This is a genomic window from Streptomyces camelliae, from assembly GCF_027625935.1.
Classification (GTDB): domain Bacteria; phylum Actinomycetota; class Actinomycetes; order Streptomycetales; family Streptomycetaceae; genus Streptomyces; species Streptomyces camelliae.
The window spans coordinates 475,151-499,558 of the sequence record NZ_CP115300.1; the positions used below are offsets into that span (position 1 = coordinate 475,151).

Consider the following 24,408-nt stretch of genomic DNA (forward strand, 5'->3'; position numbering starts at 1 on the left):
ATCAAGCCGGAGACCACTTACAGGCAGGAGCACGCAATTCATGCGCACTCTTTACGTCGTCACCCATCCACAGGCGACACACCACGTCGAGGAAGTCGTCGGCGGATGGCACGATGCAGAGCTGACGCCGGCCGGCATCCGCGCGGCAGCCTCCATTGCCCAGGCACTGCGGACCCAGGTGCCGGACGGCGCCGAAGTGGAGCTGTTCTCCTCGGATCTGCGGCGCACCCGGCGAACTGCCATGGAGGTTGCTGAGCTGTTCGGCGTGCAGCCGATCCTGGATCGCAGGCTGCGGGAGAAGTCCTACGGAGAGGCGGAGGGAAGGCCGCAGGAGTGGCTGGACCAGCGGTTCGTCCCGCCGCCGGCTGTCGGGGAGCGGCTGGAACACGACGAAGGTGTGGAGGGTGCCGAGACCAAGGCTGCGTGGGTGCGGCGCATCTACGCAGCCCTGGACGAGATCCTGCTGCGTCCGTGTGCACACCAGATCATCGTGACGCACGGCGGCTCCTTGACATTCGTCGTGGCGTCCTGGATCAGGATGCCGATCGAGGCGGTCGGTTACGCCAGTTTCCGGGCGCCTTCAGGCAGCATCACCACGCTGTGCGAGGACGACTTCTTTCACAACCGCCAAGTCGTCAGCCTCGGTGACACCCGCCATCTCGACTCCGCCGCGGCCGGCTGACTTCTACTTGTCCCCTCCGCCCGTCCCCCTCGCTCCTGCACCAGGGCCGGCGCTCCTTGCTGCCCGATCTGCCGGTCCCGGCCGCTCCGGACCGGCGGGGGCCATTCAACCGAACGGTTGAACGCGGCTTCCATCGCCCGCCGGTCTTGCCTCTCCGACGGGACGACGCGAAGCCTGACCGGGCAGCGGCAATATGACGACGGCCCAGGGCGCCGGGGCCTTGTCCGCCATCCCCCGTCAGAGAGGTCTCCCCTCGCATGCCCAGCCTTCCCAGCAGACGACACCTCCTTGCCGCCGGTGCCGGCGCCGCCCTCGGCGCCGGTGCGTTTGGTGCCTCGGCGGTCCCTGCCTCGGCCGCCGGATCCCGGCACTCGGCCTCTCCCGAGGAGACCCGGACGCTCGACGAGCTGTACCGGGCCGCTCTCGCGGAGGGCGGAAAGCTCGTCGTGTACGCCGGCGGCGACACCCCGACCCAGCAGGACGGGACGAAGGCCGCGTTCAAGGCCCGCTTCCCGGGCATCGATCTGACGCTGATCGTCGACTACAGCAAGTACCACGACGTCCGCGTCGACAACCAGTTCGCCACCGGCACCCTCGTCCCCGACGTCGTACAACTGCAGACCCTGCAGGACTTCGTCCGCTGGAAGCAGCAGGGCCGGCTGCTGCACTACAAACCCGCCGGTTTCTCCCAGGTCTACGACGCCTTCAAGGACCCGCAGGGCGCATGGGTGGCCACCGGAGCGATCGCCTTCAGCTTCCTGTACGGCACGGAAGCCGTGGGCCCGGACGCACCGCGCAACGCGTACGACCTGGTCGACCCGAAGTGGAAGGGAAAGATCGCCTCGTCGTATCCGCACGACGACGATGCGGTCCTCTACCTCTACACGCTCTAAGGGGGAGGTCGTACGTGTCGTCACGGGCCACATCGCCTGGGCCGCTCTGCGTCAGCTGACCGATCTGCGTGAGCGCGTCATCGACACGGTCCGCGAGCACGCGCGAGCCCACCTCCGCCCGGCGCCGGACCATCTCGCGTTGAGTGGCGCCGTCCTCGAAGGGACGGCGACACATCCTGCGGACGTGCTGGAGCTGATCGTCGTTCAGCCGGCCGCCGCCCCGGCCGACTGGGAGCAGGGCGTGACCACCCTCGTCACCCAGCTGTCCAGGGATCTGGGCAACGTCGTCGTGCACCGCTGTGCCCATGATGCCGAAGAGGCGCAGGCCATGGGCGGGAGCGGCGCCGTGCGCGTCTTCCCGCTGTGACGGCGGTGTCCCGGGGCGCGGCCCGTGGAGGCCGGGTCATCATGGTTCGGCTGTCCGGCCGTCGTGCGCATCGGCTCCGGTCACCCGCCGTACCAGGTCCGCCCAGGTGCTCCGCAGGCGCGCGGTGGTGACCTGGGAGTCGCCACGCAGGTAGTTCACGGTCTCCAGGTTCACGAAGGCGAGCATGGCGTGGGCAAGCATGTCGTGATCACCCTCGACGCCCGCCTCCCGCAGGAGCGCCGAGACGTGGCGGTGAAAGGCCTGGCCGTAGTGCGAGGCATGGCGTCGATCGCAAGGGATCTGGCGTCCCAGCGCGGGACCCAGGTCGGCGTCGTCGGCGATGCGCTCGATCAGGGCACAGCCGAACGCCGTCAGCCGGTCTCGCGCCGGTGCTCCCGGTCCGAGCGGAGGAGGACCGAAGGTGTACGCCTCATGGAATTCCGCCTCGACGTCGTCGATCAGTGCCAGCAGCAGTCCGTTGCGGTCGCCGAACCGGCGGAAGAGCGTGCCCTTGCCGACCCCCGCCTCCTGCGCGACCTCATGCATCGTCACATGCTTGGCGCCCTGGTCGGCCACCAGTCGCGCCGCCGCCTCCAGCAGCCGGGCACGGTTGCGGGTGGCATCGACCCGCTCCTGGGTCGGATCATCCGGCATCTGCGTCACTGCTCACTCCGCGGTGCCACGCGTGTGTACCCACGTGCGTCGTCGATCCGCACCTGGTGGACGGGAAGGGGACGTGCCGCCGGCGGGTCGAGGGGCGCCCGGTGCGCAGATCGAACCGGGAGCCATGCGGCCGGCACTCATCGCGTCGAACTCGCAGAGGTAGGTGTAACCGCTGCCGGGCATCGCTCTCCTCGGGGACATCCATGGCAGGAGGGCCGGGCCATCCACCGCACCGGGCACGTCGGACAGGCCCGCCCGGCCCGGAGCGTCACGGGTGTGATCGTGGCTGATCGCCAACGCTAGCGGCACAGCCCGGGAACGGGGACCGACCCCAGCCCGAACCGGACTCGGCCCATGGACCTAAGCACAGGGTGAGGGCAGGAACGGATGGAGTACACCGAATGCCCCCGTTCGAGATGCCGGGCGACGCCCTTCGCGATGAGTCCTTCCAGGGTCATGCGCACGACCGTGGTCTTGATGACATGGTCGGGATCGGCGTGCGCAGACCCTCCATCAGGCGTCAAATATGGGGCAACTTCCCCCGTGAACCAGGGCGTTGGGCGTCAGTCGGCCGGTGTCGTGCTGTTCAGCCGCAGCTGAGCAGTCCCGCGTCGGCCTTCGCGGCGAGGATCCGGTGCACGCTGTCGGCGACGTCGGCGCGGAACGCGGCGTCCTTCTGCATCCGGGCACTGACCGCCTGTGCCATCGCCGGTACGGTGGACGGTTTCACCGTGAGGATCAGGTTGCCGCCTGCCGCGAGGAAGTCGACCGCTCGCTGGGCCGGTGTGAAGGACCGTACGGCGACGGCCTGTCCGAGGTCGTCGGAGATGACCACGCCCTTGAAGCCGAGCTGGGTGCGCAGCAGCGTGCGGATGACCGTCGGCGAGAAGGCCGCCAGGTGGTGTGCGTCGATCTTGGTGTAGGTGGCCAGGGAGACCATCACGAACGGCGAACCGGCCTTGATCCCGGACCGGAAGGGCGTCAGGTACGCATCGGACGCGGTCGTCACGGAGTCCACGACGTTCGCGGTGGTGTCGGTGTTGCCGATCACTCGGCCCAGCCCGGGAAAGTGCTTGAGCGTGGTCTTCACGTGGGCTTGTGCGAACCCCGCGGCGAACGCTTCGCTGTGCACGGCGACGGTGTCGGGGGTGTGACCGTACTCGCGGTAATGGTGCCCGATGGGACCATTGCGCGTCCCCAGGTCAGCCGGGACCACGTCCGCGACGGGGGCCAGGTTCAGGTCCACTCCGGCGGCCTTCAACTGAGCCGCCCAGTCCGCGGCCCGGGCGCGCAGCGTCGACGCCGGCCAGGTGCCCTGGGTCAGCGCGGCTGGTATGGGCGAGAAACCGGGGCCGCTCAGCACCTGTACCTGGCCGCCCTCCTGGTCCGTGGCGACCATCAGGCCCACTCGCCGACCGGAGACCGTGTCCGCCTGGCCGCGGAAGCCGTCGACCAGCTTGCGTGTCGCCTCGGTGCCTGCGCTGCCGCGCCCGGTCAGCATGACGGAGCCCACGTGATTGTCGCGGAGTGTGCGCAGGTCGGTGGTGCTGGGGCGGGTCGCGGATATCCCGCCCATGAAGAGCTGTCCAGTGCGCTGGGCCTGGGTCATACCGGAGTAGACCCGGTCTGCACAGGTGGGGGCGGAGGTGGCCGGAACGGGGTCGGCTGCGGCGCGGGCCGGGTGCCCGGTGTGCGCCTGGACGGCCGGTCCACCGCAGCCGACCGCGGCCAGCATCATGGTGACGAGCGGGACACCGGCACGCAGGGCCGCCGAACGGCCCCTGCCAGGTCGGCGAAGGCGTGCTGTCATGGATGGCGCTCCTGTCTCGCGGGATGGGACGGGCGGCGCGATCAACCGGCCACGGATAGGGCCACCACGGGGCGGGCCGGTCCGCTGCGCCCTACACGCTACGCCGCACAGCCCGACTACGCGCGCCGTGCGAAGGCGCGCCGAAGCGGCAAGGACGGACTCCCCCATCGAGAATGTGCCCGCCCCACGGGGTCGCGGACACGCCGCCGCACGTGCCCGACGGCACAAGGGCTCGGTCAAGTACGCCGCGCTGATGTCCGGCCACTGCGTCGTCGACGAAGTAAGACCCCATGCGGTAGCGATCACGAACGGGGCCGGTACGACGATGGGGCGCCCGGACCGGTCGGTACGGCTCGGGGCGCCCCGTTCGGGTGGGTGCTAGCGCTTCTGCCAGAGGGTGAGCTTGGTGGCGTAGTCCGGCAGCGCGCCGATGCCCTTGGTGATGCCGGTGACCTTGAGCATGGCCAGGTTGCCGTCGCTGGTCTCGGTGCACAGGACGGTGCCGACCGGGATGGTCGTGCGCAGGTCCTTCGCCTCGATCTCGGTGGGCAGGACGTCGCCCTGGGCACCTTCGAGACACTGGTCGGGGGTGGTTCCGGCACTCCTGCCCCAGGCGGTCTTGAAACGCCAGCGCCCGCCCGACACATCGACGAGTTCGATCTCGTTCCCCGATGTGATCTCTTCCTCGCCGTGCACCTTCGGGATGTCCAGATCGGCGTCGACGACGGCGACCTCCCCAGGGGAGCGCAGGGCGAAGGGCCGGTCGGTGAACAGGGCGGTGTACCCGGAGTCCGTGGTGTCGGTTGACGTGGGGCTGGGCGCGGTCGACGAGTGGGCGGGCTGCACCGTGTGCTTGTCGTCGCCCGCCGTGTCGTGCGTGCCGCCCGAGCGGGTCAGCGTCCATGTCGTCCCGGCCGCGAGGACAACGGCGACGGCAGCGCCGGCAACCACGAGCGCGGTGGGCGTACGGCGCCCCGGAGCCGGGGGTCGCGGCGTGTACGCCGGCGGGGGTGGGGCTACGGTCGACGCGCCGGCGAAGGTGGGCCCGTGCGGTGGGGGCGGCCCGGCGGCCGAGGCGGCCCCCGGGTCCGTGCCGACCGGGCCGGGGTCTTGGGTGCCGGTGCCGGCCGGGCCGGCGTTGTGCGCACCCGCAGTATCAGCCGACGAAAAGCTTGCCGGACCAGGGCCCTGCGCACTCTGCCCCTGCGCGTCACGGTCGACGACGGTCGGCTCCGGGGGCAGGGAGAGGACAGCCTGCTCGCGGGCGACGAGGTCCGCGGCGAGTGGGTCGGGCAGCCAGCCGGTGAAGTCGTTCAGACGGCGGCCTGCGGCCTGTTCGCAGAGCGCGGCCAGTTCCTCGGTGCCGATGCGCTGGTCCGGGTCGGCGGCCAGGCAGCGTTCGAGGAGCGGGCGGAGCAGGTCGTCGTAGCCGTCCAGGCGGGGCGGATGCATGGCGGTGTTGGCGATCTGCGCGGCGAGAGTGAGGGCGCCGCCTTCGCCGTAGGGGTGGCGGCCGGTCGCAGCGACGGCGGCGATCAGGCCGAGCGAGAACACGTCCGTAGCCGGCCCGACTGGCTCGCCGAGGGCGTGCTCCGGAGACATGAACTGCGGGGTACCGATGACACCGCCGGATATCGTGAGTTGGGTGGCGTCGGCTGCGCGGGCGATGCCGAAGTCGATGACGTACGGCCCCTGGGAGCTCAGCAGGATGTTGCTGGGCTTGAGGTCCCGGTGCACGATGCCGGCCGAATGGATCGCGGTCAGCGCCCTCGCGGCGCAGCCGATGAGCTGAAGGACAGCGGGCTGCGGCAGCGGGCCGTGTGCCGCGATAGCCTCGTGAAGGGGCCGTCCGGGGATGAACACCGATGCCAGCCAGGGCCGTTCACCGCTGATGTCGTGGTCGATCACCGGGACGACGTGGTAGCCCTGCACCCGGCGGGCGGCCTTGACTTCCCGCTCGAAGCGGCGCCGGAAGCCGGGGTCGCTGCCGTATTCGCGCCGGATCACCTTCAGCGCGACGGGCTGTCCGCCACGGGTGCGGGAGAGATAGACGGTGCCCATCCCGCCCTCGCCGATGCGCGCCAGCAGCCGGTATCCCGCGATCTCCCGGGGGTCTTCAGCCCCCAGCCGTTCCCCTGCCGCGTCCGCCGCCATGCCGATCATGCCCCCAGTTCCTTGATCGTTCGTGTGCGGAGATCGTAGCCGAGGCCCACCCGGCACCATCCGCGTTACGACGCGCCAGAACAACTACGCGGCAGCGACCAGTCCACACACCCGAACTGAACAGCGACATACACGTCGTCCATGAACTGCGCCTGCGGCCCGCGCAGCGCAGACGTGTCGGCCATCTCGTCCCGAACTGTCCTGCACAAGGCGGAAGGACAAGCGCGTCGACGAGCAGACCCGTGAGTGGAGGCGCACGTGTGGGCCGACGCTATCCGCCTCAACCTCCGCATGGAGGACGCCAAAGCCTGCATCCTGGTCCTCGCCGGGGTCCGCGTCGACCGCTTCAACGAAACGAGGGAATGCCGCGTGAGCCGACGAACGCCCACCGAGGCACCATGGATGGTTCTGATCGGCCCGGCCGGCACCGGAAAAACCACTCTCGGCCGGGAGATCGCGGCGAGGACGCAAAGACCGTTCATCGATCTGGACGCCCTTGCGGACGAGTACTACGCGCAGGTGGGATGGAGCATCGCCAGACTCCGCGAGCGCATCGCCGCCGTCGGGCGTCTCGCGGCCGAAGCCGAGTGGGAACCAGCCCGAGCACACGCCGTGGCATGTGCCGTCGCCGACCACCGCGAAGCCATCATCGCCCTGGGCGCGGGCCATACCAGCTACACCGGCCACCAGCAGCTGGCCACGGTCCGCACGGCACTGAGTTGCTGCCCAGACGTCATCCGGCTCCTGCCCTCCCCCGACCGTGGGACCTCACTCAGCGTCCTACGGCGACGCTGCATGGCGAGCAAAGGCCGATCCTGGATCATCGACGGACATGACTTCCTCGCCCACTGGCTCGACGACAACGGCACCCGACTCGTCGCGACACGGACGGTCTACACCCTGGACGAGACCCCCGCCCAGACCGCAGCAAGGTTGCTTCGAGGCTATGGGAGACGATGACGGCTCAACCGGTGCTGCGGGCGCCATTCGAAGAGCAGGATGGTCACATCGTCCCGCAGTTGGTTGCGCTGGTAATCCAGGATGGCGTGGATGAGCAGCCGCAGCACCTCGGCAGGGCGCTGGCCGGCGGCGTTGGAGCGGATGATGAAGTCGGTGAACCGGTCGAGGCCGAACTCCGCACCGTCCGCGTCGCGAGCCTCCACGACACCGTCGGTGTAGAGCAGGACGCAGTCACCCGGTGCCAGCGTCGCCTCGTGGACCTGCCGGGGCGCCGGGGCGAGTGGGCCGGCCAGGCCGATCGGCGGCTGCGGGGGACTGTCCAGTGCCCCGGCAAGCACTCGCTCGCCCCGGATCAGCAGCGGCGGGGGGTGACCGCAATTGACCCAGCGGAGGATCCCGGTCTCGGCATCGAGCCGGCACAGCACGCCGGTACAGAAGTGGTCGGGCAGCCACTGGGCGAGCGCCTGGTCGACGGCGCCGACGACATCGGCCAGGCCGCCACCGCCGCGGCGGGCGTTCCGTGCCGCCGCCATGGCGACCGACGTGCTCAGACCAGAGGCCAGATCGTGCCCCATGGAGTCGAGGATCATGGTGTGCAGCACGTTCTTGACCACCGAGTGGTCGAACGCGTCGCCGGCGATGTCGTACGCCGGTTCCAGGACCGCGGTCGAGACGCACCTTTTGCTGCTGATGGTGTGGGGTGGCAGAAAAGCCCGCAGCATCTCGGCGGGCAACCCCATGGTCACGGTACGGGTGCGGGCGGCGAGCCAATCACTGTAGGCGCGCTTGGAGGTGATCAGCATGGCGAACAGATGGCCCAGCATCCGGCCACGACGCATCCGTACCTCGTCGAGCGAGGCGGCCCGCACGGCCAGCACGCCCAGCCGCTCCGCACCGTCGATCAGAGGTATCCAGACGGTCACGCCGTCGTCGGCGTCGACGACCCGCGGGGAGACGGTGCGGTACGCCCAGCCTGCCGACGAGTGGTCCACCTGCAGCGGCTGCAAGGCCTCGTCCAGCGGGATGAGCAGCCTTTGCTGCAGGTCGACGAGGTAGATCAGCGCGGTGTCCAGTCCGAGCACCGAGGCGCACCGGTTCGCCAGGGCGGGCAGTTCGACTGGGAGGGCCGTCTGCGCCTCGGTGATCAGTTCTTCCAGCCGATGCTCGACTGTGGTGTCGGGACCAGAGGACATGTGCGGTGGGTCCGACACAGGTATCACCCCTTCCGGGCCCAGTCTCACACCGCGCCCGTCCTGTCTCACCTCAGGCACAACCAGCTGGTCCGGACGGCCGGCCGCCGGGACATCGCGGTCCGCCCAGGCATCGAGGCCGGCACGCTCCTGGGCGAGCAAGCGCCCAGGTCGGCCCACGTTCCCGCGCTTCGGCGGGCCCGCCTTGCTCGAACCAGGCACCGCCTGGCCCGAAATCGACGGCGTCCCGCTGTCCCCGCACGCCGTCCTCGACACCGACGCCCTCGCCCCCGGGCTCGCGGCCGAGCTTCCGACGCGGCCGGGCCTGCTCAACTTCTTCCACCTGGTTCCGGACGTGCCGTACGAGCGGTACCGCCTGCTGGACTTGTCCGGGCCCGAGGCGTGCCGCGTGATTCCCGCGGCCGCCACCCGGGCAGTCAAGAGAGCCGCCCCCGAACCGGCGCGGAGCTATCCGGTACGGCCGCTGCGCGCGACCGAGGTGACCATGCTTCCGGACTGCTGGGACATCGAGGACGCCGACGTCGACTTCGACCCGGACGAGACTGGGGTGCGGCATCGCTCATCCTCACCGCGATGGGCGACATCGACGGGAACACCGCCGTCCGGCATCGCGCCTTCGGCCGGCCCGACACCTCTTACGGGTCGGGTGACCCGTCGCGATTCCGACGGCCCCGCCGTCCACCTGCTCCAGCTCGCGCAGGACGCGGAGCTGGGATGGGGACGGGGCGATGCCGGAACCCTGTATTTCTCGGATCCCGGTGAAGGCCTTCACGGCCGGCCACTTCAGCAAGGCGGAGGCGAACGGGCACTGTTGCTGACGCCGAAGGCCCCTCGGCGCCTCAGCTGATACCGGTTCCCGTGCCGCTGACACGGATGCGCGAGTCACCCGTGCGCAGTGTCACCGTGAGTTCGCCAGGACGGCCGAGGTCCTCGCCCTGATGCAGGGTGAGGACGGCGTCCTCGGGAACCAGGCGGAGTTCACGGGCATACGCGCCGAACGCGGCGGCCGCGGCACCGGTTGCGGGGTCCTCGACGACGCCGCCGACAGGGAAGGGGTCACGGACATGGAAGACGGTGGCCGACGCACGCCACACCAACTGAACCGTGGTCAGATCCAGGCGGTGCATCAGAGCTTCGAGACGCTCGAAGTCGTACGCGAGATCTGCGAGACGTGCGCGTGTCGCGGCTGCCAGAACGAGGTGGCGGGCGCCTGCGAACGCGATGCGAGGCGGGAAGGCCGGGTCGAGGTCGGTGGCCGGCCAGCCGAGCGCGGCGAGTGCCTCCGCCAGGTCGGCCTGGGCGATCTCTTCGATGTGCGGCTCGACACTGGTGAGTGTGGCCGTGACGGTTCCGTTCTCCTCGGTCACCTCCACCGGCACGGTGCCGGCGCGTGTGGCGAACAGCAGCTCGCCGGGGCCTGTCCGCTCGGCGAGCGCGATGGCGGTGGCAACGGTGGCGTGGCCGCAGAACGGCACCTCGGCCTTGGGGCTGAAGTAACGGATGGTGTACGCCCGGCCCTCCTGGCCGCCGAGGCCCTGCGGCGGCGGGGTCAAAAACGCCGACTCCGAGTACCCCAGGTCAGCGGCGATGGCCAGCATGTCGCTGTCGTCCAGGGCAGTGGCGTCCAGAACCACACCGGCGGGGTTTCCACCATCGGGGCTGTCGGAGAAGGCGGTGTATCGCAGTACCTCGGGCCGCGGCGCATTTGTCGTCATGTTCGCGGCAACACAGAGCTCGCCCGCGGGTATTCCTGAACGCAGGCGGAGGCGGGGCGCGCCCCGGCCTGCGCTGGGTTCGCGGCCACGCTGACGACGGCCGTGGCAGAGGACTTGGCCGGGACCTGCTGCCTCGTCAGAGCCGTACGACGATCAGTGCGACGTCGTCCCGGCCGCCGCTGGCGACGCCCAGGCGCGCCAGGATGGTGTCGGCGAGCTGTTCGGTGCCGAGACGGCCGAACTCGCTGAGCACGTCGATCAGTTGGTCGAGGCCGGCGTCGATGTCCTGGCCCCGCCGCTCGATGAGCCCGTCGGTGTAGAGCACGAGGGTGTCCCCGGGCTTGTACGGCAGGCTCGCCTGCGGGCGGGGGACGTGCTGCGGACGGGCGCCCAGCGGTGGGTCGGTGGCCTGGTCCAGCAGTTCGCAGCGGCCATCGGGGTGGGCGAGCACCGGCGGCGGGTGGCCCGCACTGCTGTAGGTGATCAGACGGCTGCGCGTGTCGATGACCCCTTTGAAGGTGGTGGTGCCCAGCGCGCCCTCGACGGACCGGGCGTACAGGCCGAGAACCTCCAGGGCCTGGGCCGGGCGTTCCAGGGCGCGGATGGCGGCGGACAGGGCACTGCGGAGCATGCCCATGACGGCGGCCGCCCCCAGGCCGTGGCCGATGACGTCGCCGACGGCGACGGCGAGCCGGTCGGGCGGGATGTCGACGACGTCGTACCAGTCGCCGCAGACATTGAGGGAGCCGGTGGCGGGCAGATAACGCACCGCGATGTCGCGGTGGTGGGCCAGGTCGGGGGCGTGGAGCATGGCTTCCTGCAGGGTGACGGCGACCTCGCGTTCGCGGGTGTGGGCCTGCCGCAGTTCCTCGTTCAGGCGTTGCAGCTCCCGCGCTCGTGCGTACAGTTCCGCCTCCAGAACCTGCGCCTCCTCCAGCCGCTCCCCCACCCGGACGCCGGCGGGGTGGGCGGCCTGGTACGCCTTGACGAACTCGGTGACGTCCTCGACCCGGTGGATGATGTAGTCCACCTGCCCGTCCGGGCCCAGCACAGGGGTGTTCACCGGGGACCACCACCGCTCCTCGAAGACCCCTGGCCGGCCCATCACAGGGATGTCGTACTTCTGCAGCGCCATCGTGTCGGCCTGGCGGGTGGCGAGGACCCGGTGCAGGGAAGCGCCGAGATTGCGGACCCCGTCGGCCTCCGGGTCGGCGGGGTTGTCCGGGAACGCGTTGAAGACATGCCTGCCGAGCAGGTCCTCCCGGGTGCGTCCGGTGACCGCCAGATAGGCCCGGTTCACATCCACGATGACCAGGTCCGGACCGAGCACCAGATAGGGGCTCGGCGTCGCGGCGAACAAGGCCGCATGATCAACCAGCGATGCCACCGATGGCGCTCCCTTCCCGCCCCAACGGCCTCATCCTCAATCTACGGGCCGTCCTGCGACTGCGCCCACCGCGCTCCATCCCGACCAGCCCCTCGGCCTTCGAGGGGCAGGCCCGGCGAACGTGGACCGGCGATCCGGTGCAGCTCGTGCCAAGCTGGGAAGCCGGGTCGGCGGGCCCGCGGGGCGGTGTCCCGCCGTCGGAGCGATGCCCCGCCCGGGGCCGTGTCGACGCTGGGAACGGTGAGTGCGGATGAGCCCGAGCTCCGCGGAGGGTCCGGATCCCGGGCCGGCCGATGCCGACAACGGGCCGGCCGTCTCCCGTCGGGAGTTCGACGCGCTCTTCGAGACGGTCCGCACCTGGGGCCGCTGGGCCCCGGCCGATCGCGGTGCCTGGAACCGGGTGACCGCGGAGCATGTGCGGCGGGCCACGGCCGTGGTGCGGGCCGGGAAGGTCGTCCCGCTCGGGCTGCCCTGGAACACCCTGCCCGGCCCGGACAACCCCAGGCCCGCTCTGCACCACATGACCGATCTCGGTGACGTGGAGAGCCCGGAGCCCTCCACCCACAAGGATTTCATCGCCGCCGACTACCACGGCAAGGCCGTCACCCATCTCGACGCCCTGTGCCATGTCGCCTACCGGGGGCAGCTCTACGACGGCCGGACGGCGAAGGTCCTCGTCGGCGCGGCAGGTGCCCGTTTCGGAGCGGTGTCGGCACTCGGCCCGCTGGTCACGAGGGGGGTTCTCCTCGACCTGCCCGCGGTCCTGGGGGTCCGCTGGCTGGAGCCGGGGCAGGCGGTGCGCGCGAAGGACGTCATCGCCGCGGAGAGCGCACTCGATGTGACGATCGGCGAGGGCGACGCGGTGCTGCTGCGCTCCGGGCACGTCCGCCGCCGTGGGGAGCTCGGTGCCTGGGACCCCGGTGCGGCGAGCGCGGGCTTCCACGTGGACGCCGTACCGCTGCTGGCCGAGCGCGGCATCGCGCTGCTCGGTGGTGACGGCGACAGTGACGTACGGCCCTCACCTGTCGACGGCGTGCACTCGCCCGTCCATGCCCTGGCCCTGGCTGCGATGGGGGTGCCGCTGCTGGACAACCTCGATCTGGAGGCCCTGTCGGCCGCGACGGCGGAGGCGGGGCGGCATGAGTTCCTGCTCGTCGTGGCGCCGCTGAACGTCCCGGGCGGCACGGGCTCGCCCGTCAATCCGGTAGCCGTTCTGTAGCTATAGATGCCGAATGTCCCTGTTTCTCGTCTATGTCATATTGTTTTGGTTAAGCGGACTCCTGCAGGCGCGAGTGAGGCGAAGCGTGGTTCGTCCCTACGGGAAAGCGATACCGACAGGGCGTGCGACAGACGGCACAGGCCCCGCCCGTTCGCGTGAGCGTTTCCTGGAGGGCGAGCCCGTGGAAGCCTGTGTGCGCACCCCCATCTCGAACTCGTGGCAGCGCTGCCGGGCCCTGGGGCTCTCGCCCGACCATTCCGGCCCTCCCTACCGGGCCGACTTCGATGATGACGCCCGTATCGTCCGGGCGGCCGTGCCGGTGCTCGACCGGCTGCAGTCCTGGTTCGCCGGCAGCAAGATGAACATCTCCGTCGCCGATGCGAACGGCACGGTCCTGCTGCGCCGCTTCGGAGAGGCGTCCCTGGCCCGAAGCCTTCCGGCGTTCCAGCGCGTACCCGGGTTCGTGTTCGCCGAGCAGTACGCCGGCACCAACGGAATCGGTCTCGCGCTGGCGGAGCGGCAGCTCATCCAGGTCTACGGCGCCGAGCACTTCGCCGAGCGCTCGCAGGGAAACGCCTGCCGCGCGCTTCCCGTACGCGACCCGATCAGCGGCCGCATCGAGGGCGTCCTGTGCCTCGGATATCCGCGCAGCGCCGAGGACCCTGCGCTGGCCACCGTGATATGCAGGGCGGCCCGCGCCATCGAGAGGCGGCTGCTGGGGCAGAGTTCCGAACGGGAGCGCGCCCTGCTGCGGGCGTACCTGGACACCGGCGCCGAAGCCGCCACCGGCCCTCACCACAGCGTCGGTGTCGGCGAACTGGCCTTCGGGCTGCATCCGCGTGACCAGGAGATCCTGATGGAGAAGGCCGCCGAGCTGATCTCCTGCGCGCAACGAGCCGCAGTCCGAGTCCCCCTGTCCGACGGCCGGCGGGTCACACTGGTGAGCCGCCCGATGACGAGCGCCACCGGGGTGGAAGGCTTCGTCACCGAGGCCATTCTGTCCGGTCCCTCACCGCACGAACCCCTCATCGTCCCGCAGTCGGCCACCGTCCCGCAGTCGGCCGAGGAGGGGCTGCACCTCCCCGTCGAACCCGCCGCCTCCATCGTCCCCGCCGCCCCGCTGTCCGGAGCCGTTCCCCGCGCCGTGGCGCCCGGCCTCGTCCCCGGCCGAGCCGACGTGCCCGGCACAAGCGAGGCATCGGCGGGCGGGCCAGGCGGCGCGGCGGGCGGTCACCCCGGCTCCCCGCCCCCGGCGCGAGGGCTCGTGATGGTGGGAGAGCCGCACGTGGGGCGGTACGCCCTCGCCGCGCGCCGCCGCCTGGAGTTGCTGAGCGACGCGAGCACACGTATAGGCACCACCCTGGACGTGCGCCGCACCGCCGAGGAACTCGCCGAGACGGCGGTGCCGCGACTGGCCGACTTCGTCACCATCGATCTGCCCGAGGCCGTACCGCGCGGCGAGGAGGCCGCCGATCCGTTCACCGACCTGTACCGGACCGTGGTCCACGGCATCCGCGACGACTGTCCCTTCCACCCGGTCGGCAAACGCGTCGACTACGGCCCGACCACGCCGCAACTCCGCTGTCTGACCAGCGGGCAGGCCGTGCTGGAGCCGGACCTGAAGACCGCCGCGGGCTGGCTCGCCCACGACCCCGAGCACACCGAGGAGCTGCTGACCCACGTCCACTCCCTCATCGCGGTCCCCCTGGTCGCCCGTGGCGTCGTCCTGGGCGTGGCCGCCTTCTACCGCGGGCAGGACCCGGCGCCCTTCGGCGACGACGACCGTTCGCTCGCCCAGGAACTCGCCACCCGCGCCGCCCTGTCCATCGACAACGCCCGGCGCTACACGCGGGAGCGCACCATGGTCCTGGCCCTGCAGCGCAGCCTGCTGCCGCACGGTCTGCCCGACCAGGACGCCGTCGAGGTGGCGCACCGCTACCTGCCCGCGGAGTCCGAGGTGGGCGGGGACTGGTACGACGTCATCCCCCTCTCCGGCACCCGTGTCGGCCTGCTGGTCGGCGATGTCGTCGGTCACGGCATGCTCTCCGCCGCCACCATGGGCCGGCTGCGCACCGCCGCTCGCAGCTTCGCCGAACTCGACTACCCCCCGGACGAGGTTCTCACCCACCTCGACAACCTGGTGGGGCGCCTCGACCGGGAGGACCCCGACGCGGGAGAAACCGGCATCATCGGCGCGACCTGCCTGTACGCCGTCTACGACCCGACCACGCAGCAGTGCGTCATGGCGCGCGCCGGGCATCCGCCGCCCGCGCTGGTCCGCCCCGACGGCACGGTGTCCTTCCCCGACCTGCCCGCCGGGCCCCCGCTCGGCCTGGGGGGCCTGCCCTTCGAGGCCGCCGAGGTCCACCTCCCCGAGGGCAGCGAGCTGGTCCTCTACACCGACGGGCTCTTCGAGGACCGGGACCGCGACGTCGACGTGGTCCTCGACCAGCTCCGGGACGCCCTGGCCCACCCGGAACGCTCACCCGAGGAGACCTGTGAGGCGGTCCTGGACACCGTGGCGCCGGCCCACGCCCGTGACGACATCGCCCTGCTCGTCGCCCGTACCCACGCCCTGGACCCCCACCGGATCGCCGCCTGGGACCTGCCCGCCGACCCGTCGCTCGTCAGCGAGGTGCGCGGCTCGGCCCTCCGGCAGCTGGCCGACTGGGGAGTCGAGGAGGCCTCCTTCGCCGCGGAACTGGTGCTGAGCGAGCTGGTCACCAACGCCATCCGTCATGGCTCCGGACCCATCCACGTACGTCTGCTGCGCGACCGCACCCTGATCTGCGAGGTCTCCGACACCAGCAACACCGCCCCGCACCTGCGCCGGGCAGCCACCACCGACGAGGGCGGCCGCGGTCTGTTCCTCGTGGCCCAGCTGGCACAGAGCTGGGGTACGCGCTACCTCCCGCAGGGCAAGGTCATCTGGGCCGAATGCGGGCTCGACGGCCTCTGAGGCCATCGGCGCGGCTGAGCCGTTGGTGTCACAGAAGGCGAAAAATCCGGAATGCCATGAGGTGATCCACTAGTATCACTGGCGAACAGTCGGGAAGAAATCGCCCTGCCGACCCCCGGAGATGTCCGTGCACGACCCTCCCGACACCTCTGCGAACGCGGTCAGGGACGTCGGGGCCGACCCCCTGGTCCGCATCCGCGGGCTCGCCAAGCGGTTCGGCGGGACCCTCGCTCTGGACGGCGTCGACCTCGACGTCCGGGCCGGCAGCGTCCTCGCCCTGCTCGGCCCCAACGGTGCCGGAAAGTCCACGCTCATCAAGGTGCTGGCAGGCGTCCACCCTGCCGACGCGGGCCGGATCACGGTGGACGGGCATCCGCTCGGCAGTCATGCCGCCTCCCGCAGCATGTCCTTCATCCACCAGGACCTCGGACTCGTGGAGTGGATGACGATCGCCGAGAACTTCGCCCTGACCATCGGATATCCGCGTCGCGCCGGGCTGATCTCCTGGCCGCGGACCCGGGAGCGCTGCGCCGAGGCTCTGGAAGCCGTCGCCGGACACCTCGATCCCGACACGCCGATCGCCGGTCTCGGCCCGGCAGAGCGCTCCCTGGTCGCCATCGGCCGGGCCCTGGCGGCCTGCGCGAGACTCATCGTCCTCGACGAACCGACCGCCCGCCTCCCCGCCGCGGACTGCGCCCGGCTCTTCCGCGTCCTGCACACACTGCGCGACCAGGGACACGGCATCCTCTACGTCACCCACCGTCTGGACGAGGTCTACGAGGTCGCCGACACCTTCGCCGTTCTGCGCGACGGCCGGCTCGTCAGCCACGGCCCGCTGGCGGGCCACAGCCCCGCCCGGCTGGTGCACGACATCGTCGGCGAGGAACCGGCCCGCCATCGCCCCGCCACCGGCCCCGCAGGCGGCCCCGCCGTCCTGACCCTCGACGGCGCACGGACCACCGGCACGGGAACGGTCACCCTGCGTCTCCGGGCCGGGGAGGTCCTGGGCCTGGTCGGCCTCTCGGGCGCCGGGCACATGGACCTGGGCCGCGCCCTCGCCGGCGCCCTGCCCCTCCTCGGCGGCCAGGTGCTCCTCGGCGGCAGGCCCTACCGACCCGGCACGGTCGCCGAGGCCGTCGCTCTCGGCGTCGGCTTCGTACCCGGCGACCGACAGCGGGAGGGCTGCGCCGCCGGGCTGACCGTCCGCGAGAACCTCCTGGCCAATCCTCGTGCGGGAGACATGCCCGCGCTGCACTGGATCAGCCCCCGCCGCGAACGCGCCCAGGCCACGGAGCTGATCGAACGGTTCGCGGTGCGTCCCCGCGACAGCGAGGCCCCCATCGCCGCCCTGTCCGGCGGAAACCAGCAGAAGGTCCTGATCGGCCGGTGCCTGCGGGTGGACCTGCGCCTGCTGATCCTGGAGGAGCCGACCGCGAGCGTGGACGTCGGAGCCAAGACCGCCGTCTACCGCCTGCTCGACGAGGCGCTGGCCGCCGGCCTCGCGGTCCTGCTGGTCTCGACCGACTTCGAGGAGGTGGCGGGCGTGTGCCGCCGTGCCCTGGTATTCGTCCGCGGATGCGTCACAACCGAGCTGAGCGGAGCGGGTCTCACGGTCGCGGGGCTCACCCGGGCGGCCTCGGCCGTCCCGCCGGTCCCCGGAACCACCACGGACTCATGACCGCCCCGCCCTCGTCCTTCCCGCCCCGCTCCCGGCCGCACGGACGCGGCCCGGCCTGGCACCTCGTGGGCGCCTACGGCCTGCTGGTCCTCACCGCTCTGCTCTTCCTGTTCTTCTCCCTCACACTGCCGCACACGTTTCCCACACGGGACACCGTCGACTCGATCCTGTCCACCCAGTCGATCCCGGCCGTCCTCGCACTCGCCGCCATGGTCCCCATCGTGACCGGCTCGTTCGATCTCTCCCTCGGCTACGGTCTCGGCCTGGCGCACGTCATGGTGCTGCATCTCGTCGTCGACGGGGCATGGCCCTGGCCCTGGGCCTGCCTCGTGGTGATCGCCGGAGGGGCGGTCGTGGGCGTCCTCAACGGTGTGGTCGTCGAGTTCGGCCGGATCGACTCGTTCATCGCCACCCTCGGGACCGGCAGCATGCTGTACGCCGTGACCGGCTGGGTCACCGGCGGCGGCCGGATCGTCCCGGGCCCACAGGGTCTGCCGGCGGCCTTCACCGGCCTCTACGACTCCAGGTTCCTCGGCCTGCCGCTGCCCGCCTTCTACGTGCTCGCCCTCGCCGTCGCTCTCTGGGTGGTGCTGGAGCGGCTGCCGCTCGGCCGGTGCCTGTACGTCATCGGTGCCAATCCCCGCGCCGCCGATCTGGTCGGCATCCCGACCCGCAGGTACACCGTCTACGCGTTCGCCGCGTCGGGGCTGATCGTCGGCTTCGCCGGTGTGCTGCTGGCGGCTCAGCAGGAGATCGGCAATCCCAGTGTCGGTCTCGACTATCTGCTGCCCGCCTTCACCGGCGCCCTCCTCGGCACCACCGCGATCAAACCCGGCCGCCCCAACGCCCTGGGCACGGTCGTCGCCGTCGCCGTGCTCGCCGTCGGCCTCACCGGCATCGGACAGATGGGCGCCGACTTCTGGACGATCCCCCTGTTCTACGGCGGCACCCTGCTGCTCGCCGTCGGCCTGGCCGGCTACTCCGCCCGCCGGCTGAGCACCGGGGCCGGTGCGGCCCGCGACGCACCGGCCGTACCGCCGCAGCCGCCTCCGTCGACGCCCGGAGACGGAACCACGGGCACCGCTCCATGACCCACGCCAGGGGCCCGGCTCCGCAACCTCGGCCGCCCCCTGACGCTCGTCCCTCCGCGAGGAGCTCCCGTGCACCGCAGCTACCGCAAGGCCACCCGCCCCGCCGTCACGGCCCGATCGGTGTCCATCGCCCTGCTGGCCACGGCAACCGTGTTGACGGGCTGTCAGCGCGGCTCGCCGCACGGCCCCACGGCGTCCGCCACGGGCCCGGGCGGCTGCCCCCCGGCCCAGACCAAGGCCCGGGCCGCGGTCGCCCGAGCGGAGCAGACCGACACCGCCTGGAACGGCCCGACCGGCGGCCCGGCGGCGGTCTCCGGCAAGACGATCGTCTATGTGGCACAGACCATGACCAACCCCGGGGTCGCAGGCGTCGCGAACGGCGTGCGGGAGGCCGCGAGAGTCATCGGCTGGAACGTCCGGGTGATCGACGGAGGCGGCAGCCCCGCCGGAATCCAGGCAGCCATGAGCGAGGCCGTGACCCTGAGGCCCTCTGGCATCGTCATCGGCGGCTTCGATCCCGGTTCGACCTCGCAGCAGGTCGACCGGGCCGGCGCGGCCGGCATCCCGCTCATCGGCTGGCACGCGGTCGCCTCCCCCGGCCCCAGCAGGCGGCCCGCGCTCTTCACCAACGTCACCACCCGGGTCGAGGACGTGGCCGGCATCAGCGCACGGTGGATCATCTCGCAGTCCAACGGCCGGGCCGGGGTCGTGCTCATCACCGACGCCTCGATCCCCTTCGCGAGAAACAAGTCCGAGCTGATCAGGAAGGAGCTCGCCACCTGTTCCGGGGTACGGCTGCTCGCGTACGAGAACATCCCGATCCCGGACGCGAGCAGCCGCACCCCGCGCGAGGTCTCCTCGCTCCTCTCCCGCTTCCAGAGCGGGTGGACGTATTCCGTCGCCATCAACGACCTGTACTTCGCCGACGCCGCCCCCGCCTTCCGCGCGGCCGGCAAACCGGGCGCAGGCCCGCCTTTCAACATCGGTGCGGGCGACGGCGACCCGTCCGCCTTCCAGCGCATCAACAGCAAGCAGTACCAGGCCGCCACCGTTCCCGAGCCGCTGTCGCAGCAGGGCTGGCAGATCATCGACGAGTTCAACCGCGCCTTCTCCGGTCGTCCTGCCAGCGGCTACGTCGCCCCCGTTCACGTCTCGACGCCCGCCAACAGCGCGGGAGCCACGACCTGGGACCCGCCGGGCTACCGGGAGGCGTACCGGAGGATCTGGGGCAGATGAGCCGCTCGCCCGGTCCGGCTCTGCTCCACAGCACGGTCCCATAACACGAACCATCTCGCTGCGTTTGCAGCGACACGCCGCCGCCAGCGGGTGAGGACGCATCAGCAGATCATCCAGAAGGAGCAATGCTCCCTCAAACTCCCTTCAATACAGGCAACTTGACACCCCGACCCAGCAGCAGGCACGGCCACAAATACCCCGATCGGCGCCATTTCGAGGTCATTTAATATGACCGGTGTGTCGGCTATGCGTACGTTTGATCGCAAGCCGGCTGACGAGCCGGCATCTCCGAGACACAAGACAGGAGAAGCGACATGAACGTCGCCCGTTCCACCATGGTGACCGCGGCGGTATCAGCCGCGGCAGCCCTCGCCACCACCGGCATCACCTACGCCTCCGCCGCCTCCGCCCCCACCACACCCCAGACCGCACCGGCCACCGCCCCGGTCACCGCCCCCGCCGCGACCGCCCCCTTCGGCGGCGGCTCCGGCAAGGGCAACGAGGGACGCGGCAACGAAGGGCGCGGCAACGAAGGCAGAGAGGACCACGAAGAAGAAGGCCGCATCTTCATCAACGAACGCTCCTACTCCACCCACCCCGGCGACTGCATCACCATCGCCAGCGGCCTCGGCGCCAAAACCGTCAACGTCCGCAACGACAGCCACAAGACCGTCGAGGTCTTCCGCGGAGCCGTCTGCGACAACGGCGCCCCGATCGCCACCGTCGGCCCCCACAGCTCCAGCTTCGGCGTGCGCGCATGCCCCCCCAAGGGCATCCACATCGAAGACGGCGTCATCGCCAGCTTCCGCGTCGTACGCCAGCACGACGTCGGCTGACCCCAACCCGACCCGACCACGAGAAACCCCGGCCCACCGGAATCGGGCCGGGGATCTCACTTCTCATCCGGGCCCCGGCCTCTCTCCGACACCGAGCCATGGCATCCAGCCGACCCGGCGTCGCCGGCCTTGGCCTCCTGGGGTGTGCACGCGTCCGAGCGAAGCTCTGGGTCCGACGGGCGCATCCGGACGCGCGCCGCAGTGTGACCGGCTCTCCCACGTCTTATGTTGCCCGCATGGCTGCCCAGAACGATGTCGCTCCCACACCACAGCCGGAGACCCGCCTGGCCCTGGTGATGAACGGCGGAGTGAGCCTCGCGGTGTGGATGGGCGGGGTCACCCATGAACTCGACCTCCTGTGCCGGGCGTCCAGCGGCGTCCCTGAGGAGTCCGTGCCCGACGCCGACCGGCCGGCGTTCCGGATCTGGCGGTCGATCACCCGTTCCGCCGGCCGCAAGGTACTGGTCGACATCGTGGCGGGAACCTCGGCAGGCGGGCTCAACGGCCTGATCCTGGGCACTGCCCTCGCCCGTGGAGCAGGGCTGCCCGATCTGCGCAGCGTATGGGAGAAGTCCGCGGCGCTGGAGGAGCTGCTGGAGCCGAAATCACCGACCAGCCTGCTGAGCGGGGACTCCTTCAAAGAGAAGATCGACAACGTCCTGCAGCACATCGGCGAACGCACGTCCGGGACGCAACAGCGCCAGGAGCTGACGTTGTTCATGACGGCCACCGCGCTGGACGGGCGCTCGCGCTCGTACACCGACGGCTTCCGCAACCCGTTCGACGTACGCGACCATCGCCGCCTCTACCGCTTCCAGTATCAGCCGGAGTCCGTGTCCTACACGAAGCAGGGCGGGGACTGGGGGTTCAGGACCGAGCCGCTGGACGAGTTCGGGAAGGACGACACTCCGGCGCTGGTGCTGGCGGCACGGGCGACCGCCGGCTTCCCCGCGGCGTTCTCGCCGGTGAACGAGGCGCCCTTGGTCAAATACCGTCGGATTCCGAAGTCCGGGTACGACGACCCCGCCAGCTGTGTCGTCGACGGCGGCGTCCTCAACAACGCACCGTTCCAGCCCGTCCTGGAGGCGATCACCAAGCGCAGGCTCAACGCTCCCGTCGATCGCGTGGTCGTCTTCATCGTCCCGTCCGCCGGCCGCCTCGGCCCGGAGAGCACTGCCGGACTCAGGTGCGATGAGATCTCCTGGTCGAAGGTGCTGTGGAACGCCGTCCGGTACCCGCAGGAGGCTGACTTCCGGTCGAGCGCCGAGGAGCTGTGCACCCAGCTGGGCAACAGCATCCGCGACACCCAGCTCGACCTGTTCGCCCGCACCGGCCAAGACCCCGCTCTGGCGCAACAGCTGCGATCAAGAGCGGAGGAACTGCTGCCGGAATTCCGCCGCAACCGCGCCCGGGCCGTGCTCTACGACGTCCGCAAGCAGCTCGCCGACGCCGAGACGGTGATCTCCCTGGCCGCGACGCCGGAAGCGGACGCCAACCGCGTCGAAGCGATCCTGGCCGGGTTGCAGCAGGGGGCCAACTGGGTGCCCACGACAGCCGGGACGGAAATCACCGATCCGTACAGCGGAGGCGTCTGGCACTGGGGGCTGCTCACCTGTGAACGTGCCCTGCGATGCATGAGCGACCACCTCCACCACCGCCTGGCCGAAGCCTCGTCGCCGCAGCGGCAGCAGGCGCTGATCAGCGGCGCCGAGGCCATCAGCGACCTCACGCGCCAGGTGCTCGCCATGTTCGAGGCGGTCGACGCCCAACTGCAACTGCGCCATCCGCCGGGCACCGACACCTCTGACGAGACAGCGGCCCGCCTCATCCAGGACGTGTTCACGGATCTGCGTGTCCCGCAACAGCTCGCCGGCATCGTCAGCGCTGCCGGACAGATCTACGTCACGGCCCTGGTAGAAGCCGATCTGCGCGGGTGGCAACGGTCCGAGGACGTCGTCGCCGCCTATCTGACGGTGGAAGTGGTCACCCGGGCCTACGCTCCGCTGTCGAAGTTCGTCGAGCGCCTGATGCCCGACTTCCGCCTGCTGCGCCTGGGGCCCGACGCCATCAGTCCCCTGTTCAACGAGGACCGGTTCGCCGGCATCGGCGACCGCAAGCTCTACGGCGTGCGCTTCCAGCACTTCGGCGCCTTCTTCAGCGCCGCGTGGCGCAGGTCCGACTTCGCGTGGGGGCGCCTGGACGCGGCCCATCATCTGCTGAGCCTCTTCCCCCTGAGCGCTGCGCAGAGACGCTCCCGGGAAACGGAGCTGCACGACGCCATCTTGCGGGCCGAAGCGCCCGAGGACGGTCCCCGGCCACGGGAGTGGATGCGCGGCAACCTCGAAGAGCTCAAGCAGCCACAGGACCATCTGCTCCTCAAGGAGGTCGCGGCCACGGAGGCGGGCGCACGCTCGCTGCAGGGAGTCCTGGACGCCGCGCTCGCCCTGCTGCGGCTCCCCTGGTGGGCGCAGTGGCTGACCCGCCGTACCCGCCAAGCCGCCTGGCGCGCCTATCTCGACGACCCGAAGGGGGTGAAGGCGGAGACAGTGAAGGCCGCCGTGGCCACGCTGCGCTCATTGGTGCTGGTGATCCTCGCCGCCGGGGCGGTGCTCGGCTTCATGGCCATCGGCCTGGTCGGCACGGCCATCGCCCTGCTGACCAGGCTCTGAGCCAAGTGTCGGCGGCACAGCAGGAACGTGCAGGGCCGCGCGCACAATAGGCGATGGCCGCCCCGGGGGCTGTGCCGTGGCGTTAGGCCGAGTCAGTCGGCGCCGTCCGTAGTGCCGAGCTTTTCGACGACGGTCTCGTCCGGGCCGACGAGGCGCCCGTCGCCGGAGCGGATCTGTGAGCACATATTCCTGGTAGCTACTTCGCCCAACCCCTGCTGGTCACGTTCCAGCTCGGCCTGCTCGCTGCGGCACTGTCGGCTGTCGCTCTGGCGCCCGGGGCCACGGCGCTGCTCGCTGCCCTCGCGGCGGTCGGTGCGCTCGCCGTCGTCGCCCAGCCCAGACCATGGTGGCCGCAGCCGCCCGCCGCACCGCTCCGGCATTACGTGGCCGGGTCGTCGGCGCGGTCACAAGCGGTGTCATCCCCGGCATTCTCCTAGCCCGCACGGTGGCGGGCATGGTGGCCGACCTGGCCGGATGGCGCGCCGTCCACCTCTTGTCGGCCATGGTGGACACGACGCTCGCCGTGCTCCTGCGCCGCGCCCCGCCGGCCGACCGGCCGACGCCGGTCGCCATGCCGTACCGGCGTCTGCCGGCATCGACTGTCGTCCTGTTCGCCCGCACCCCTCCTGCGGGTCCGCGGCGGACCGGCGCTGCTGGTCTTCGCGGCCTTCAGCACGTTGTGGAGCAGCGTCGTCCAGCCGCTCAGCAGTCCGCCCTGGTCGCTGACGCACACCGCGATCGGCACGTTCGGGCTCGCCGGAGCGGCCGGAGCCGCAGCCACGGGCGCCGCCGGCCGATGGAGCGACCGCGGACTCGCGCAGCGGACCACGGGCACTGGCGTACGCCACCGCTGGGTGGACAGGGGTGTC

Annotated in this window: 18 protein-coding genes and 1 pseudogene; 12 read left to right on the forward strand and 7 right to left on the reverse strand. The window is 70.9% G+C overall.

Annotated features, from left to right (window positions below; translation table 11 throughout):
- Positions 1-40: 40 nt before the first annotated feature.
- The 3 genes and pseudogenes from O1G22_RS02275 (at position 41) to O1G22_RS02285 (ending at position 1,942) form a co-directional block, all read left to right on the forward strand.
- Positions 41-682, forward strand: coding sequence for a histidine phosphatase family protein (locus tag O1G22_RS02275; protein ID WP_270079712.1), 642 nt, complete (start codon positions 41-43; stop codon positions 680-682).
- Positions 683-939: 257 nt separating this feature from the next.
- Positions 940-1,572: pseudogene (locus O1G22_RS02280) on the forward strand (ABC transporter substrate-binding protein); the annotation flags it as partial.
- A 142-nt stretch (positions 1,573-1,714) separates the two neighbouring features.
- Complete coding sequence (locus O1G22_RS02285) at positions 1,715-1,942, forward strand: hypothetical protein (protein ID WP_270079713.1); 228 nt, start codon at positions 1,715-1,717, stop codon at positions 1,940-1,942.
- Positions 1,943-1,981: 39 nt separating this feature from the next.
- Here the strand turns inward: O1G22_RS02285 and O1G22_RS02290 are convergent, their stop codons facing one another.
- From O1G22_RS02290 to O1G22_RS02300, 3 genes are all read right to left on the reverse strand, one after another.
- Positions 1,982-2,596: a TetR/AcrR family transcriptional regulator gene (locus O1G22_RS02290; protein WP_270079714.1), complete on the reverse strand. Its 615-nt coding sequence runs from the start codon at positions 2,594-2,596 to the stop codon at positions 1,982-1,984.
- Between the two features lie 595 nt (positions 2,597-3,191).
- Positions 3,192-4,415: a glycoside hydrolase family 3 N-terminal domain-containing protein gene (locus O1G22_RS02295; RefSeq protein ID WP_270079715.1), complete on the reverse strand. Its 1,224-nt coding sequence runs from the start codon at positions 4,413-4,415 to the stop codon at positions 3,192-3,194.
- 378 nt (positions 4,416-4,793) lie between these two features.
- On the reverse strand, positions 4,794-6,476 hold the full coding sequence (locus O1G22_RS02300; protein ID WP_428986473.1) for a serine/threonine-protein kinase: 1,683 nt from the start codon (positions 6,474-6,476) through the stop codon (positions 4,794-4,796).
- Between the two features lie 348 nt (positions 6,477-6,824).
- On the opposite strand from O1G22_RS02300, the gene O1G22_RS02305 reads away from it, so the two are divergent.
- Positions 6,825-7,538, forward strand: a complete 714-nt coding sequence (locus tag O1G22_RS02305; RefSeq protein WP_270079717.1) for an AAA family ATPase — start codon at positions 6,825-6,827, stop codon at positions 7,536-7,538.
- On the opposite strand, the gene O1G22_RS02310 is transcribed toward O1G22_RS02305, so the two are convergent.
- Positions 7,523-8,731 (reverse strand): PP2C family protein-serine/threonine phosphatase, encoded by a 1,209-nt coding sequence (locus O1G22_RS02310; RefSeq protein WP_270079718.1) that lies wholly within the window; start codon positions 8,729-8,731, stop codon positions 7,523-7,525. The two genes, O1G22_RS02305 and O1G22_RS02310, sit on opposite strands and share 16 nt — an antisense overlap.
- 202 nt (positions 8,732-8,933) lie before the next feature.
- On the opposite strand from O1G22_RS02310, the gene O1G22_RS02315 reads away from it, so the two are divergent.
- On the forward strand, positions 8,934-9,596 hold the full coding sequence (locus O1G22_RS02315; protein ID WP_270079719.1) for a DUF1963 domain-containing protein: 663 nt from the start codon (positions 8,934-8,936) through the stop codon (positions 9,594-9,596).
- Here the strand turns inward: O1G22_RS02315 and O1G22_RS02320 are convergent.
- Together O1G22_RS02320 and O1G22_RS02325 are read right to left on the reverse strand one after the other, a co-directional pair.
- The gene (locus O1G22_RS02320; protein ID WP_270079720.1) at positions 9,589-10,464 is read right to left on the reverse strand and encodes a PhzF family phenazine biosynthesis protein; all 876 of its coding nucleotides are present in this window, start codon (positions 10,462-10,464) and stop codon (positions 9,589-9,591) included. The genes O1G22_RS02315 and O1G22_RS02320 overlap by 8 nt on opposite strands.
- Positions 10,465-10,600: 136 nt before the next feature.
- The gene (locus O1G22_RS02325; protein ID WP_270079721.1) at positions 10,601-11,851 is read right to left on the reverse strand and encodes a PP2C family protein-serine/threonine phosphatase; all 1,251 of its coding nucleotides are present in this window, start codon (positions 11,849-11,851) and stop codon (positions 10,601-10,603) included.
- Positions 11,852-12,101: 250 nt separating this feature from the next.
- Between O1G22_RS02325 and O1G22_RS02330 the strand changes: the two genes are divergently transcribed.
- From O1G22_RS02330 to O1G22_RS02360, 7 genes are all read left to right on the forward strand, one after another.
- Positions 12,102-13,070, forward strand: a complete 969-nt coding sequence (locus O1G22_RS02330) for a cyclase family protein (protein ID WP_270079722.1) — start codon at positions 12,102-12,104, stop codon at positions 13,068-13,070.
- An 85-nt stretch (positions 13,071-13,155) separates the two neighbouring features.
- On the forward strand, positions 13,156-16,029 hold the full coding sequence (locus O1G22_RS02335) for a SpoIIE family protein phosphatase (RefSeq protein ID WP_270079723.1): 2,874 nt from the start codon (positions 13,156-13,158) through the stop codon (positions 16,027-16,029).
- A gap of 127 nt (positions 16,030-16,156) precedes the next feature.
- Positions 16,157-17,707, forward strand: coding sequence for a sugar ABC transporter ATP-binding protein (locus O1G22_RS02340; protein WP_428986310.1), 1,551 nt, complete (start codon positions 16,157-16,159; stop codon positions 17,705-17,707).
- Positions 17,704-18,798 (forward strand): ABC transporter permease, encoded by a 1,095-nt coding sequence (locus tag O1G22_RS02345; protein WP_270079725.1) that lies wholly within the window; start codon positions 17,704-17,706, stop codon positions 18,796-18,798. The genes O1G22_RS02340 and O1G22_RS02345 overlap by 4 nt, the downstream gene beginning before the upstream one ends.
- A gap of 69 nt (positions 18,799-18,867) precedes the next feature.
- The gene (locus tag O1G22_RS02350) at positions 18,868-20,034 is read left to right on the forward strand and encodes a substrate-binding domain-containing protein (RefSeq protein ID WP_270079726.1); all 1,167 of its coding nucleotides are present in this window, start codon (positions 18,868-18,870) and stop codon (positions 20,032-20,034) included.
- A 314-nt stretch (positions 20,035-20,348) separates the two neighbouring features.
- Positions 20,349-20,870 carry a hypothetical protein gene (locus tag O1G22_RS02355; RefSeq protein ID WP_270079727.1) on the forward strand — a complete coding sequence of 174 codons (522 nt, stop codon included), beginning with the start codon at positions 20,349-20,351 and terminating at the stop codon, positions 20,868-20,870.
- Positions 20,871-21,106: 236 nt separating this feature from the next.
- Positions 21,107-23,539, forward strand: coding sequence for a DUF3376 domain-containing protein (locus O1G22_RS02360; RefSeq protein ID WP_270079728.1), 2,433 nt, complete (start codon positions 21,107-21,109; stop codon positions 23,537-23,539).
- 433 nt (positions 23,540-23,972) lie between these two features.
- Here the strand turns inward: O1G22_RS02360 and O1G22_RS02365 are convergent, their stop codons facing one another.
- The gene (locus O1G22_RS02365) at positions 23,973-24,320 is read right to left on the reverse strand and encodes a hypothetical protein (RefSeq protein WP_270079729.1); all 348 of its coding nucleotides are present in this window, start codon (positions 24,318-24,320) and stop codon (positions 23,973-23,975) included.
- Between the last annotated feature and the right edge of the window lie 88 nt (positions 24,321-24,408).